At 35.8% G+C, this 14,444-nt stretch carries 10 protein-coding genes; 2 read left to right on the top strand and 8 right to left on the bottom strand.

The window, feature by feature from the left end; translation table 11 throughout:
• Positions 1-2 precede the first annotated feature (2 nt).
• Together H9628_RS11995 and tnpA are read left to right on the top strand one after the other, a co-directional pair.
• Positions 3-137, top strand: a complete 135-nt coding sequence (locus H9628_RS11995) for a hypothetical protein (protein ID WP_285268835.1) — start codon at positions 3-5, stop codon at positions 135-137.
• Positions 138-213: 76 nt separating this feature from the next.
• Positions 214-480 (top strand): IS66 family insertion sequence element accessory protein TnpA, encoded by a 267-nt coding sequence (tnpA, locus tag H9628_RS06635; RefSeq protein WP_251833335.1) that lies wholly within the window; start codon positions 214-216, stop codon positions 478-480.
• Positions 481-1,015: 535 nt separating this feature from the next.
• Here tnpA and H9628_RS06630 read toward each other — a convergent pair.
• The 8 genes from H9628_RS06630 to H9628_RS06595 form a co-directional block, all read right to left on the bottom strand.
• The gene (locus H9628_RS06630; RefSeq protein ID WP_251833334.1) at positions 1,016-1,957 is read right to left on the bottom strand and encodes a hypothetical protein; all 942 of its coding nucleotides are present in this window, start codon (positions 1,955-1,957) and stop codon (positions 1,016-1,018) included.
• A 45-nt stretch (positions 1,958-2,002) separates the two neighbouring features.
• On the bottom strand, positions 2,003-2,566 hold the full coding sequence (locus H9628_RS06625; RefSeq protein WP_251833333.1) for a hypothetical protein: 564 nt from the start codon (positions 2,564-2,566) through the stop codon (positions 2,003-2,005).
• 6 nt (positions 2,567-2,572) lie between these two features.
• Positions 2,573-5,923: an AAA domain-containing protein gene (locus H9628_RS06620; protein ID WP_251833332.1), complete on the bottom strand. Its 3,351-nt coding sequence runs from the start codon at positions 5,921-5,923 to the stop codon at positions 2,573-2,575.
• Between the two features lie 203 nt (positions 5,924-6,126).
• Positions 6,127-6,885: a hypothetical protein gene (locus H9628_RS06615; protein ID WP_251833331.1), complete on the bottom strand. Its 759-nt coding sequence runs from the start codon at positions 6,883-6,885 to the stop codon at positions 6,127-6,129.
• Positions 6,886-6,923: 38 nt separating this feature from the next.
• Positions 6,924-11,771 carry an AAA domain-containing protein gene (locus H9628_RS06610; RefSeq protein WP_251833330.1) on the bottom strand — a complete coding sequence of 1,616 codons (4,848 nt, stop codon included), beginning with the start codon at positions 11,769-11,771 and terminating at the stop codon, positions 6,924-6,926.
• A 33-nt stretch (positions 11,772-11,804) separates the two neighbouring features.
• Positions 11,805-12,548 carry an HNH endonuclease signature motif containing protein gene (locus H9628_RS06605; protein WP_251833329.1) on the bottom strand — a complete coding sequence of 248 codons (744 nt, stop codon included), beginning with the start codon at positions 12,546-12,548 and terminating at the stop codon, positions 11,805-11,807.
• On the bottom strand, positions 12,545-13,252 hold the full coding sequence (locus H9628_RS06600) for an OmpA/MotB family protein (protein WP_251833328.1): 708 nt from the start codon (positions 13,250-13,252) through the stop codon (positions 12,545-12,547). The genes H9628_RS06605 and H9628_RS06600 overlap by 4 nt, the downstream gene beginning before the upstream one ends.
• On the bottom strand, positions 13,245-14,405 hold the full coding sequence (locus H9628_RS06595) for a MotA/TolQ/ExbB proton channel family protein (RefSeq protein WP_251833327.1): 1,161 nt from the start codon (positions 14,403-14,405) through the stop codon (positions 13,245-13,247). Before H9628_RS06595 ends, H9628_RS06600 begins: the two co-directional genes overlap by 8 nt.
• Between the last annotated feature and the right edge of the window lie 39 nt (positions 14,406-14,444).

Here is a 14,444-nt window from a genome sequence, read left to right as displayed (position 1 = left end):
AAATGAATAAAATCCCGGAGATTTTACTTCAGATCGCGAAAGTATTTTGGGGATCCGACTTTCTGCAAATGCAGATTACGGTTGCGCGACAGTTCGTGAGTTTCACACGATTCACCCTTTGGAGACAGCAAATGTAGGGAAATATTTAAATTATAGTGTAATCTTCCCCAAAAACCGAAACGAAGATAAATATAGTTTTTAAATTTGGGAAAGATGAAACAAAGCAAATTTACAGAGGTTCAGATCGTAAAGATTTTATCTGAACAGAATCAGGGGAAAACGGTGAATGAGATCTGCCGTGAACACGGAATAAGCCAACCCACCTTTTACAATTGGAAGAGCAAATATGGCGGTATGGAAGCCCACCAGCTGGCTCAGTTGAAAGAGATCGAGAAGCAACTTTCGCAGTATAAAAAGATTGATGCTGAGCTTACATTGGAAAACACCGTTTTAAAAGACGTGATCGAAAAAAAGCTCTGACGCCTTGCGAGAAAAGAGAGTTGGTAGCTTATTCCAAACAAACCCATGGAATAAGTATTCGTAAGGCGTGTGATGTTTTCAGGGTAAGCAGTTCGGTGCTTTATTACAAAAAGCGGAGCAATAATGAAGATGACCAAATCTGTGAAGAACTGCTACTGCTGGCAAATCAACACCAAACGTGGGACTTCTGGCTAATGCGCCACCGTTTGAAGAACCTTAGTTTCAGGTGGAACCATAAAAGGATTTACCGAATTTACACTTCGATGAAATTGAACCTTCGCAACAAGTGTAAGAAGCGGCTGCCGGCACGGGTACAGGAAAATTATGAGTACCGAAGAAAAATTTATAAACGTGACTGAGACAAGGCTATAGTGCAGCAACAGTTTATTTGCAGCAATAGTGAAAGCCTTGATTAATAGCGGTTTATTTAAATTGTTTGCAGGAGTGTTTGTGGTTACAAAGCGGTGGATGCGTAATTGACCGAGACCTGAATTAAGGAGACTTAGAGTAACGAAGGAAACGTAAGTGCTTTTTATCAGAAAGGAAACATATCATCATCTTGCTCACTTGCGACAAAATCCTCGGCTTCTTTCAAAGGATTGTAATCAGGAATCCAGTTGGAATATTTGTTAAGGATGACCGCAATATTCTGCAGGTACCAGTGTTCTGAAAGTCTAATTTTAATACGTCCGGTAATGAATAAGTCCTGTTGATAATCAGCTTTGTATTCAGTGGCAAATTTGTAATAAGGGAAATGGTAATCCGCCCTGATCAACCAATCCTGGATGGTCTCGTGGGTAATTAAAGGAAAGGCAATGAACTCTTGCAAGAGCTCGCGGGCAAGGTCAGATTTTTCGAGAACCTCTGCCAGAGGTTCGAGAATCCAGAGGTAGCCGGAGACTTCGTTTTTATAACGGTAGGATTTATCGGTGAAAATGTCTCCGATGGAGTGTAGATGACGATAGGTGCTGACCCAGGAAACATAGAAATTTTTTGACAGAATACCTTCAGTTTTGATTTCCATTTCGAGTTCTTTAACCGCACGGTCGCACTCCTTCTGCTCCCGGATGTGGACTTCTGTAGGCCTATAATCTACCTTGTCCTCTTCATAAAAGTGAATACCGACCCATTCTTCTGTGATTTCCCTGTCGAAAGTTTTAAAGCTGCTGCATTTGTAAATGTCGGTATAATCATCATCCGATTCTTCGAATACCATGCTCATAAAACTTTCGCCATCAGAATTTATAAAAGAATATCCTTTTTTACCCTTGTTGCAATTGGTGCACATTCCCCTCACTGCTTTAAAGTCTGTTTTATAATCCCGATCGTTCCGAAGGTCTGAAAAGTATGATTTTAGTTCTGCCACAAAGGTTTCTTTGTGGACATCCTGGTAAGACTGCCCGTCATTCAGGAGGACGTCGAGCATCTCTGCGTCAAGTTCTTCAAATGCTTTGAGTATTAGTTTTTTTTTTGACATTTAAGGGTATAATGGAGTAAAGTTATCAGAATTAAGCAGTGGGCTCTATTGTGGTTTATCAGGGTAGTAGTTTGAATTAACAAATTTTAATTTTCGCATATTTTTAATTTCGTAGCGCTCCCCGTCTATCATCACCGCATCTTTCACGCTGGCCAGTTCAGTAGGTATACAGATAAAAATAAGTTGTAAATAACGGCTCTGTTCCTTGGGGTAAAGGAATTCAATATGAGAATGGGAGGAAATTGATTTTAAAATTATGTCACGTTTAAGTTCTAATGTTTGCGTATCCGGAGTATCTAAAGTATTTACAAAGCTTCTTATCGATGTCATTAATTTTTCATCCGGTTTACCCCCGAGCTCGATTGCCTTATCAATGTAGTCGTTGGCTTTTTCGAAATTGAGAGATTTAAAGTTATTATAAGCTTTTTGAAGGTTTTCTTCTGCAGGATCTGTCTTTTTATCTTCAATTTTATTATCAACTGATTTTGCTATACTCCTCCCTGGATATTGTGGATCAGCATGTTTATCATGTGCTTTTGACCGTTGTTCAGGTAAATCATTTTGTATTTCTTCAGGCTTTTTTTTACGCCAAAAATCCAGTAGACCCATGTTGTGTTAGTTTTTAGATGTTTTTTCTGAATATGTTGCAAGGTGAGAAAGGAGTGTCCTGCCCTTATTGTCTACAAGAGCTTTACAATAATCTTTATTACCAATGATCAGCAATGAACTTTTTGCCCGGGAAACAGCAACGTTTAGGAGGTATGCTGAATAATAATTAATGAACCTATGTAAAGATACATGAGCATTTTCGCTTACGACTATACTAAAAACAATAATATCCTTTTCATCACCCTGGAAACGATGTACAGTGTCAACTGTCAAGTTTTTATTTTGAAAGTTCATAAATGCCTTTTGTAGCGCCTGTTTTTGATGTGCAAAAGGAGTGACTACCCCGATAGTTGCGCTCGGAAATTTTTCAGATAATTTTTTAACCTCTGTGACGCACTTTTCAATTTCTGCATTATTAACATTTCTATTGTTTTCAACTTCTCCTCTTACATCCAACCAGTGAAGACCAGGAAGTCCAAGCTTGAAATCTGTGTTCTTGGTTTTTATCTCCAGTTCCTGACCCGCAAGAACACGATAGAAATGGGTGTTACAAAATTCTATGATTTGTGGATGACAACGGTAGTGTTCTTTTAAGAACACTTGCTTTAGCTGATTTTTGTTAGACACTTTTTCCGCTTTTAAAAATAGGGAATCATTTACATAATTGTGATCAGGCACTGCGATATCAAGCTGGTCAGCAATAAATTCCTGTTCCTGTTTCTTTATTGATGTTATATGAGGTAGCTGTAGTGGATCACCAAGAATCACAACTTTTTTAGCACGATACAGCAGTGGTAAGACCGATGCGATATCGCATTGAGAGGCTTCGTCTATTATTAACAAATCAAAAATATCACCTTCCTGGAGAAAAGCCTTTCTCACTGTCAAATTACTAATCGAAACTACGTTATAAGTGGTGAGAAAATCATGGGTAACGCGCGAGAATTCAGATTGCTCCTCACGTTTCCACGAAATACCATTTATTAAATAATCGGCGTATCTGACGATCGTGTAAGGATCGGAATTGCGCAGTTTCTCATTGATTACTGTTTTGACAAGTTTTTTCGATGAATCAACAATCGAGGGTTCGAGTTTGGCTAATTGTAAGCGATTTTGTGGTTCTTCCGACAGTAGTTTGTCATAAGTTGACTGTAATTCTTTAATTTCAATCGTAATTTCATCTAATTGCATTTTAAAATCGGCATTCTTATGAGAAATTTCTTTCTGAGAAGCATATTCAGATTTTATCAGATTCAGATTATCTGCGAATGAATGTGTAATTTTTTTATCCGGTGAAAAGTATGGCTGTTCTTTTTCGATATATTGTAAAAGTTCGGTTGGAAGTGCACTGTTTATTTTTTTGATGCTTTCCGTTACCATCTTTTTGTGAAAAAGATTGAACGAGAGTTTTGAAAAAAAGCCTTTTCTGTTCTGGATTATTAAAATGAGCTCATTTATTTCGGACAAAGAAATATTAAACTTTATATTTCTGTCTATGTAAAGTTTTTTGTGAATCTCAGATAATGTGCGCATCCAAGTATCAAAATCATTCTTGATGACAAATTGTTGCTCATTTTTCTGTTCCAGGTTTTTTCTTAGCTCTGGAATTCTCCTAATTTTTTTTATAAGTTCACTTTGCAATTCCAGCAATTTATTGTGGCTTAGCTGAATCTGTGATAATTCCTCTTGCTGATCTGTTAAATTTTCTGAGTTGATTAAGCCGACAGTTCGTGAAAGAATATCTTTAGTAGAAGCATTAATTTCGTTATTACCAAACCTTATAAAGTAATCTGTGTCCAATAAATCATTTATTTTCTGATATACATTATCGACCGCTTTATTATTCTTACTTGCAAATAAAACTTTCTGACTATTAACGACAGCATTTGCCATTATATTCATTACAACCTGGCTTTTTCCTGTCCCGGGAGGCCCTGTAATAATGAGTAAGGGTTGTGTGAAAGCAGCACGAACTGCCATTTTTTGATAGCTATTAAGGTCAGTTATCTGAACATACTTGAAGTTTTCAATATTATTTTTGAATGATATCTGTGAGTTTGTAAGAAAGGAATCTAAGACTGAATTTCTGGCGGGAAGTGGAGCTTTGCCATTTAGCCAATTTCTATATTCAGCCTGTAGCTGCAGTGTAAATTTACTTTCATCGCTTAAACCCACTGAAATAGTGTTACCTAATGAAATGGGAGTGTCCAATATTTCTGATACGATGGAAATTTTATCCTCCAATAAGACGCTCTCTGTAAGTTTTTGAGCTATTTCCTCGATTATATCTTCAGTTAAACTTAATTCTGAAAGTATTGCCGAGAACAAATCGAAACCATTAAAATCTATATTGATATTTTGATAGTCTTCAATTATACTGTGAACAGTTACTCCATAAAACAAGGGGACCGTCTCATTATTAAGGTTAACATTTACACTGATGAATAGATTTTTTGGAAAGTTTTCTTGTCTATTTTGTAAAAAAACATTAAGAAAGGTTGTGTTTAAAGAAAGGTCTAAAGTATAGTTATCAACTGCAATAGCGTTCCAGACAATCGGAAGATGAAATATGTCTGTGACTGATGCTTCATTTAATTTTTCCACAGAGATCATGGTATTGTAAAAGGTCAGCGTTTTTTTTACTTGATCTGAAATTCCTGCGGGAAGAAGCTGCTTAATTTTCTGCATCCTATCTGGATCGTAGGACAGCAGACTTTTATCCTCTTCTATAGCGGCTGAAGCATCAAACAAGTCATCTTCCGAAATTGAAAGTAAACTTATAATGTTTTTGATTTCATTGTCATTTAAATACAGATTTGAACTGTGTATATCGTTTAACCGACTAATGAAATTATCATTGTCTGTTATATGAAATTTGCGCTGGATGTGGGCAGGGATGGTATTATGATCGAAGTATATTTTTCTTTGGAAAAGGACAATGCCGCAGGTGTGATCCCATGAGATATTATCATGATTAACCGTCAGAATGTTGTTCTGTTTCTCTGAAAGGAACTGAAACAGGGTGAATCGATAGGCATTAACCTGCTGAAATGGATTCCGTGATCTGCCGCCACCTGCAACAAAAACGATTTTTTCCTTTTCGGTTTTTAACCGCCATGGACCATTTTCAGAAAACTCAAGTGTGCCGGAATAATCTTTAAAATCAATTACGACAATTGCACCATTTTTAATAAAAATTGCATCAATTGCCTGGCCGCCGACGGAGAGGTTACCCACAAGAATGTGTAAGCCATTTTTGTTTTCGAAATGTTCGGATAAATTACTACTGAGGGCACGAAAGAAAATATTTTCATGCGTATTTTCATATTTTTCAACGAGATATGATTTGAATGCCATGATGCGATTTTTTTATGTTTGCTATTATTTTAATACTACAGTTCCTGCAAAGGAAATAAACGGTTATATTCAATTTCTTTCAAACAACAACATGTACCCGTGTTGACACGAGAGCGGACTGACTACGGCAAATCTGCGGTTAAGCGTTGTAGATGGGTAGATTAGTAAAGTGTAGATGTAGTTAAAGAGTTTCATTTGCGTACTTATTTTAAGGTAGGAGAATAAAATTTCTTGATGCCCACTACTTTTGCTTTAGCATCATAAACTCTGGGAACCCTTTCTTCGAACTCAATATCTGCCAAATATCCAGGGCTTACGGACAATTTTTGAATCGCTTTAGGTCGAATAAAAATATGCCTTAAATCCTCGTGATTCTCCCCTTTGAAATGATACCTTATAGATACCCAGATGCGTTGCCCTTTGTTATTGTGAAACCAAGCAATTGCATAAGGGTCACTATGAAAATTTAAAGAAGAAATAGACTTGACAAATGTGGTCTGACCATATTCTGCCTGTAGGCAATTTCTTGCCGCATCTAAATACTCGTAGTGAGAACGCGGGACCATGTCACGAACCGAGTCGGTATATATGTTGACCCGTTTGCCGGTTATTAAACATAAATAGTTATTCCCCTCAAGACCATTTTCAAATGTATATGGATCAGAACCAATCGCCTTAACCGGAAAAAGTATGGGTATAAAATTATTTGCATAGCTAATCTCCAAATATTTGCTAAAATCCTCGTCGGATATAGCGGAAGTTTGATGTTCGTTAATTAGATGTACAATTATACAATATACCGACCCTTTGAACCTTATTCCTACTGCATAAGAATCATCTATATCTATGACACTCATTACATTATGAAAATCATCATTAATACGATTATTTTTTTTGCCTTCCTGTATTACAGCGCTAAGTTGATGGAATAAATATGATAAAGCTTGGTCGAAAATATCCATAATATTAGAGTATGATATTATTAATTGAGGTATGGTTATTACGAGTGGTAAGATATTTCTAGAATTTCAACAATATTATCAACCCCTTCGATACTTGCACTATCCCCGACTGTTTTACCCATTACTGCTTTGCCTAACGGACTGTTAAAAAGAACTTCTCTAATCTTTGGATTTGCTTCGTTGGCGGCAGTTTTCGGACTTACAATTTTAAATTGTAAAATTTGCTTTTGATTGATATAATTGATTGTAACGTAAGAGCCAATTTCGATCTTTTGTAATTCCGTATCGACTAAAATTATATCCTCTTCAGGGTAAAGAGAATCTATATTTTCTACAGAAGGACTCGCACTATCTAAAAGTATCTCTGGTTCTTCGATTGAAATGATGATATCTTCACTGTAAATTCCTTCTGAAAGGTCTGAATTTGCAAACAGATCACCAGATTTTGGAGTTTTTACATTATTCACAAATTCTAGCAACTTTTGTATTTCGTAATCAGGATTGCGCCACCAATTAGTTCCCCAAATACGGTGAAATATAAACCCATGGGATTCTAATATTTTCTGGCGATGAAAATCGTACAAATACGCTTCTTCACTAGAATGAAATTTCGCACCATCACATTCAAGTGCAATTTTGGGAATGCCAGGCATTTTTAAATCAATTACCATATCAATTCTGAACCCTCCTACTTTATATTGCAGCTCTATAAAATCCCGCAACTCAGTTTCGCGAAGGCGAGTATATACTTCCTCTTCAAAAATAGATTCTAATTTATCCTCAATTGCAGAGATACTTTCTGAAGATGCAGGATTGTTAAGCGCTAAGGCCTGAAGAACAGATTTTCGTAAGTCTTCATTTTTTTCACTGACCGCTTTTGCATATGCGAGATATGCGTAGAGTGGTGCTTTACCGTGATTGGTGCCCGTCGTTTTCAAATATGACTGGTAATTACCTATGTGCTCTTCCGGAATTGAAGTTACAATGTAGTTTTTGTATTTTGCTCTCGTAACAATAACGTTCAGCAATTTGTAACCTTTTGAATTATTTAATTGACCAAACCTCTGATGAAATTTGCCTTCCTCATCTGGACCATATGTCGTCGACATAATGATTACATCTCTTTCATCACCCTGGATATTTTCAAGATTTTTTATGAAGAGACCATCGGATTCCAATCTCTCAATTTTCTTAATAAAATCTCTATCGCGATCTACTTTTTTGAGTTCAAGGATTTTCGTTTTTATTAAATCACGCTGCTTAATATTAAAAGTTGCAATCCCTACGGACGGGTATTTCCCCTGAGAATCTTTATGAATATTATTTTTTAAAATTGACATGACGACTTCAGCTTCCTTGTCATTTGTGTTGGACTCATAAATACCTCCGACATGTATGTATTTTATCGGTGTATATTCTACCGCAACCGGGAGAGGAACAAGCTTTTGACCGTAGAAAGCGTAATTACTAAAGTCAATAAGAAAAGGATGTCTAGATCTATAGTGAAAATTTAAATGCTGGTTTTTAAAATTGAGTTCTGATACTGCGTCCAATAGTGAGATTGATGAGAGCAAGCCAGCTTCAACTGAACTTTTATCCTTTATCGCAAAACTCTCTTCCTCATCTTCCTCCTCACTTTCCAACAAGCCTGCAATTAGTTTTTTTTCAAAGAAGCTTGATGGTGGCATCTGATGTTCGTCGCCAGCAATTATAATTTGTTTTCCCTTAAGCATAGCCGGCAAATTATCTTCTAGCCGTAACTGACTTGCTTCATCAAATACAACAAAGTCAAAGTAGCCGTTCTTTTCTCTAAAAAGTGTTGACGCCACATCTGGAGTTGTAAGAATTATCGGATGTAGGTCGGTGAACAAGTCACAATTGTGTTCAATTAGATTTCTGAGTGAATATCGTCGGTTGCCGGCTGCACCCCGCAGGTTATAGAGATTATTAAACTGGAAATACGGTGAAGCACTATTGAAACGTGAAACCGCATCGCGCTGTTTTTTATACCAAAAATCATTGATGCTAGAAATCTGCGTTTCCTCGACATTAATAATTTTCTTTTTATAATCATTTAAAAAGATTTCATCCGTTGGAAGATCATCAGATGCATTTTTCTTCAATAAGCGATCAAAATAAAACATTAAAAATGAATATTCCCAGTTTTCTTCAGTCTTAACATTAGCAATAACTTTTTTCTGGCTTTCATTCAAACCTTCATTGAAATTTATCCATTTGTAAGAATTTGATAAAGCACTTGGATGCTCATCGTATAAGGCACGTTTTTGATTAATCAGGTTATTAACGTAATCTATAAAAGCATTTATATTAACAGGTAAAGTGCAATTTGAAATATAATTATCCGATAATATCTTAGAAGTTAAAGAATCATAGGCCTCAACAAGCTCACGATAAATCTCTAGATGTGAGAACAAATCCTTATCCTTTAAAATATCCGCGTTGAGAAACTCAAAATCAATTTTGGATTGTATGCTTTCAACAACAGTTGCAATACGTTTTTCAATTTTACTTATCTGTTTTTCGTTGTCAACCAATTTTGAATTATACTCGAAATCAAATTTAAAATCCGGCGAATGATTTAGAGCCGAGGTCAACTCCAGCCAATTTAATTCTTGTGAGGCGAAGAAATTATTTATATCCGAAATTAAATCATCTAACAGTTTTTTCTGATTAACCGACAGAAAATTTCGCTGTAGTAATAGCTGCAGATGTCCTATTATTCCTGCAGAATCTGTTAGCGTTGATAAATAAGGTAAATCAAGGGAATTAAATCCCTTTTCCGATTTGCGGGTAAATTCGGAGATCGCAGAAGTGTAACTACTATTAAAATTATTAAAGCTTTTAACATTTAAGGAGATGTCCTGAGCAGGTTCTAATCCATCAAAGTTCGGAGAAGTAGAAACGGAAAATGATAACGCGTCATATAATTCATTGAACTGTTTGACATCGGAGAGTATGGATTTTTTTTCACTGGAAAACCAACTGCCTATTTTAAAACCAAAGGACCTCTGCGTTTGTTCATTTAAAAAATCTGGTTTTTTCTGATTTCGATTCCATATATTCTGAAGACTGGTCACTATATCACTAAAACGAGAAATATCCCGATCAAAATCCGCTTTATTGTTTTCTGTAAATTTTACTTTGTGAGTGGAAATTAATGCATAAACATTTAAAACATTGGTGCGCAGCTTAGAAAGTGACGCGTCTATTATGTCTTTTTGTGCATAAAGTTTTTTGTTGCGTTGTACGATAAACTGGTTATAAAGTTGATTTTTAAGTTCGCTGATTTTATTTAAACTTTGATCGTAGGCTTCGAAAGCGGTTTCTAATTCTTCCTCAAAACTGTAGAAGCTATTATTTAAAAAACTTTCTCGCGTGAGCAAGGTGATTTCACCAGAAGAAGTATAATCTGCATACAATTGTTGACCTTTTTGCAAAAGTGTGCGCCATTCATCATATTCCTCATAGGTAAAAGCAAATGCCATATTAAGAGGGAATGCAACTTTCTGGGCATCATTAAAACGATGATTTTTTAAATATTTACCTACAATATCTGACCAAGAGTATAATTCCAGCATTTTAACATCTAAACTTTTATGCTGTTGGTTGATTCTATCAATTGCTGCCTTGATATTTTTGAGTTGTGCCTTGTACTTTAAAGGACCATTAGCGTAGGTAGAAGATAGGCGGTGAAGATTATTAACACGGCTTCTAGCAGCGGAGACTATAGTCTGTCTCCTTTCAGATGCATCGTTAATAAGAGCGACATGGGACGATAAGCCTACTCTATCCAAAGATTTATGAAGTACATCTAATGCTGTGTGTTTTTCACAGACTACAATTGTCTTTTTACCATTTTCCATTGCATTTACTAACAAAGCAGTAAGCGTCTGGCTCTTGCCAGTACCTGGAGGCCCCTGAATTACCAGATGGCGTATTTTATCTATGGAATTTAAAAAACTCTGCTGCGAAGGATCCGTGGGTATAGAAGTTAACGACTGGAAAACATTTCCTTCCGGGTGGCCTTGTACTAGTTCTGCTCCTTCCAATGACAGTAATGCATCGTAATCCTTAATGATATTCTGCTTCTGAATTTCAAAATATGAAAATAAGCCGGAATATGTAAGAAAGCTATTTGTATCATTCAGAGGAAGATCTTCATATTCCTCTTCTGATAATATTGGCGTAATTTCACTAAATATTTTCTTAAGATTATTCTCAAGATTAGCAATTTTTGATACATTCGTCTTTTTAAGGACTGCGGTACAAACATCGTAAAGCTCCTCCTTTGTAATTAAACCATCTCCTACCAAATCAGCGCTCAACGGATCCAGAAATATACCACCATCAGCCTGGAGATGATTATCCAAAACTTCATTTAGATAGATATCCGAATCCGGTTCTCTAGAAATTATCCAGGCATCATTTTTCTTCGAACGTTCTACCTTGAGTTTCCAAATAATTAGCGGTGCCACTGTAAGCTTTTTATCAGTTCTATTTCGCCTTATGAGCAACGGGAAACCAAAACCAAAAGTTTCAACACCTCGTTCTTCCTTAATTACGGTAACCTGATTTAATAGACTAGTAAAAATTTTACTGATTGCAGAAAACTTTTTATGCTCGCCCACGGATAAATTAAATAGATCAATTTCCTTATCCTTCCACGAAATTTCAAACCTAAATTTTCCTTTAGAAAATAATGTTTCCAGGAAGTCTTGAGGCATATTTTGATCGATGGCTGATAATAAAGAAAAATCGAGTTTATAATTTGATTTTTTAGGGATAGCATTTAAATGAGTTGATAACCTGTTACCAACTTTTAGTCTGTTTTGTAATTCCTTTAAGAAAGGTAAAGAAAGCTCCATTTTGTAAAATTGCGAAATATTATACAATATAATCTAGGTTGCCGTATTAATATGCTGTTCAAAGTCCAACAATAGCGATAGCCCTTCGAGTGAAAATTTTGCACGGTGATGATCATCGACATTTGAATGACATTTTACACACAAGCATTGTAAATTTGATCTATTATTGTCTGTTTTTATACCGTTACGGTGATGTGAATGAAGGAATCTTTGCTCGGCTTCGTTTTTGGCTTTGAAACCACACTTTTCACATGTGAACCGCCTAAAATCTCTGTAGCAAAATGACAACTGCTTCCAGTTAATAGTATAGCCGTTGCCATCCACTATAGTCTGTTTAGTGCGTGGATTTTCTTCAAGACTAAGGACGAAATTATTAAAAGTGTTGAGCCCCATTGAGATCTTATATTCCCGACGGAGTTTTTTCAGACATTCCCAACAAATTTCAAGATCGGCTTCGACCTCTTTTTGTTTATCTAGTGACCAATAAGTATTCCTAGCGGAATTGGTAACTTTCATACGACGCCCAAGCCTATCCGTGGTTTGACAATCGTGGATATGGAACGCAGGAGTTCTCTTGAACTGAATATCTTTATATTCTGGAAGAAAACTTCCTAAGCGGACGAAACCATTTTTTTTTGACACACGATAATAGCCGATATGATCATGTTCTAAAGTAGAATTTGACAAGATAAAGTCCTGAACATCGTATTCATAGTCGACCGCTAATAAAGAAGAAAAATACAGTGCAGATTTTCCCTTTCTGAAATCGTATATCATTTTTCTGTTAGGGTTTTTTGTAATTCCTGATTCGACGTGTTTATTTTAAATTCTACTCTTCGAGATTTATTCAAATCAATTGATTTATCTGTTTCACTTAGCGTAGAAATTTCTCCTTTACTATTAAGCGTTCTCGAAAAGGACATCCCATTTGATGTAAGCAAAAAGTCCAGCTTTGACCGGTTTTCTTCAGGTAAAGATTTATACGAATCTAAAGATCTAATAAAAGAAAGTACTGATTGTGCGCGTGCAGATGATAGTTGAAGGTTATATAAGTAACTTTCCATTTGATCTTTCTTTGGCGCAATGGTGTCGGTATGGCCTTCAATTCTTATTTCACTTATGTATGGCAGATTTTTTTTATCCAGAAGAATTTGCTGGTATTTAGGCCAGATTTCTGCAACCTTGTATTTAAAAGATGGCGTCATCTCAGCTGACCCGATTGTAAAAAGCTCGTCTGATTTATTGATACTATCCTGTAGGAATTTGAGAGACATATCTGCGTCCAGTTCAACATTTTTGCTTTTAAAATCTTTTTTGAGGTCTTCGCCAATAGAATTGTATATATCATCTTTAATAATTTTGTCTGAAATACCCTCTAATATGTATGCTACCGCTATAAATAAAAATATTATCGCCAACCCTGTCATAATATCGGAGTAAGCAATAAAATTGTGATCGCTTTTAGAACGAGGTCTAGCCATTTGCTAAAGATTTTATATTTTGATTGATCAATTTAGGTATTGCTTCGTAATGTTTTTTAAACATTTCATCCATTGATGCCATAGTTTGAGATATGCCTTGCACATAAAGCCTTTCTTCGTCGGTATCTATTTGCTTCAAATCTGCGAGTTTGGAAATCAAAAGCTCAATATTCACCCTAAGATTAGCAATTGCCTGCAATTGCTTTCTTGTGGTCTGTAATTCTTTATTAAATTCGAGTACACTTGTTTTGATGGTTGAAGAAGCCTCTGAAAGATTTGAAGTAATTTCTACGAAACGCTCATCTTTGACCATTACAGAATTAAGGGCATCAATAATGTCATGAAGAGTACTGTTCTGAGATAGCAAATTGGCGTTTGTGTTAACGATGTTTTCCAGGTTTGTATTCATGTCCTCCGTGTGCTGTACAATGTTTTCATACCGCTGCGCGAAATTTTCAATATACGCTTTGTTCTCTTTTTGCCAATTATTAAGACTATCAATCGAGTTGGTAAGTTCAGAAAAATTCTGCTTTACTAATAGGCCCAGGGTATCTCTGAAACTTGAATTCAGATCCGAAATAACTTCTTGCAAAGCTTCAATTAATGCATCATGATTTGAGGTTGCTAAATTTTCACCAAACTTTGAAAGATTGTCTGCTAATTTTTTATTGGATTCTTGAATTTTGGAAATTAAATCATCAGAAAAAGCGCGGTTTAATTTATCAATTCCGTGTCCCAATCCTAATAGAAGTGCGTTGGTTTTTTTCATCTCTGCGAATTCCGGAGATTCAGGTGGCTGAATATCCCCATACAAGTTCAAAATTCTATTTACGCGTTGTTTATAGAAGAGTGACAAAATGAGACCAACAATGGTAACTAAGAAAGCAAATCTTAATCCCGAGAGGAGTTCTTTGACGCTTTCTTTTATCTGGCCAGCGTCTGTTTCAAAATTAAGTAGGCCCAAGAATATACCTGCACAAGTACCTAATAGACCTATTGTTACAAAGGTAGAAGGAGCATTTTCGAGTTCGTAATAATTAATCTCCAGGCGTAGTTTTGGAGATTTCGCACGTGAGATAATATTTTCATAATAAAGAATGAAAGCGAGCATTATTGCTGCAGCTGCAATCATAATTAGTAGTTCGTAGTTCATATGTTTTATTGTGTTTTATTTTAGTAATTATGGCAATTA

The organism is Kaistella pullorum (assembly GCF_014837035.1).
Classification (GTDB): domain Bacteria; phylum Bacteroidota; class Bacteroidia; order Flavobacteriales; family Weeksellaceae; genus Kaistella; species Kaistella rhinocerotis.
This window is presented reverse-complemented; position numbering and strand designations above follow the sequence as displayed.